At 44.1% G+C, this 1094-nt stretch carries 2 protein-coding genes; both read left to right on the forward strand.

Features of this window, described 5'->3' with window-relative positions; all coding sequences use genetic code 11:
• Nucleotides 1–218: hypothetical protein (locus tag QUB64_RS06505; RefSeq protein WP_333266969.1), on the forward strand; the 218-nt coding region annotated here is incomplete at its 5' end.
• An 85-nt stretch (nt 219–303) separates the two neighbouring features.
• The gene (locus QUB64_RS06510) at nt 304–1047 is read left to right on the forward strand and encodes an HAD family hydrolase (RefSeq protein WP_333266971.1); all 744 of its coding nucleotides are present in this window, start codon (nt 304–306) and stop codon (nt 1045–1047) included.
• Nucleotides 1048–1094 lie beyond the last annotated feature (47 nt).

Here is a 1094-nt window from a genome sequence, read left to right on the forward strand (position 1 = left end):
CGGGAATTTTTGAAAGCGACGCACCCTACAGGTATTGCTGTATAAATTTTGATAATTGGTGTAAAATTTGCCAAAAAGAGACATGGAGCCAAACAAACAATCCGAATATTTTTGGGTTTGTTTGCGCTCGGCTCGCTGCAATGGTGCGTCGCTATCAGATTGTCGATTTTTTTCGGGAATTTTTGAAAGCGACGCACCCTACAGGTATTGCTGTATAAATTTTGATAATTGGTGTAAAATTTGCCAAAAATAGCAGCATATGAGATAATATAGAAAAATATATAAATTCGGGAGTTCGGATTCTTGGTAACTATTAAATGTCGGGGCATTACCTTCTCAAATATCGAAGCCATAATCTTTGACAAAGACGGCACTCTAGAAGATTCTCAGGAATTGTTGAGACATTTGGGACTTAAGCGAGCGCGCCTCGCAGACGCTCAAATTCCCGGCGTTGGAGAGCCTTTACAAATGGCTTTCGGTATCGAAGGCGCTAGCATTGATCCCACAGGCTTGATGGCCGTCGGTAGTCGCCGGGAAAATGAGATTGTGGCGGCGGGATACATCGCTGAAACCGGCAGGGGATGGCTGGAATCTTTAACTATTGCGCGCCGCGCTTTTGATGAAGCTGACGAAATGTTTAAAAATGTTTCATCTTCTCCTATGTTTGTCGGCAGTTTGGAAGTGCTGAAATATCTTTCGGAAGCTGGTTTGAAGCTGGGAATTCTTTCGGCGGCTACGACTGCTTCTGTGCAGAGATTTGTGAAAACCCACGAATTAAGCGAGTGGATTCAGTTAGAAATGGGCGTGGATTCTACGGAACTTAATAAACCCGATCCAAAATTGTTTTTGCAAGCTTGCGAAAAACTTGGAGTCAATCCGGCGGGGACTTTAATGGTGGGAGATTCAACGGGTGATATTCAGATGGGTAAGAATGCGGGCGCGGCTGGCTGTATCGGGATTTGTTGGGGAAATGCCCAGGTTAGTCATTTGGAAACGGCTGATGTGGCGATCGCATCTTTGGATGAAATTACAATTTTAGCAGATTGAGCTAATTATATTCAATCGAAGGTTTGTAGTGAGGACTTCAGTCCGCA

The organism is Microcoleus sp. Aus8_D2 (assembly GCF_036702665.1).
Taxonomy (GTDB): domain Bacteria; phylum Cyanobacteriota; class Cyanobacteriia; order Cyanobacteriales; family Microcoleaceae; genus Microcoleus.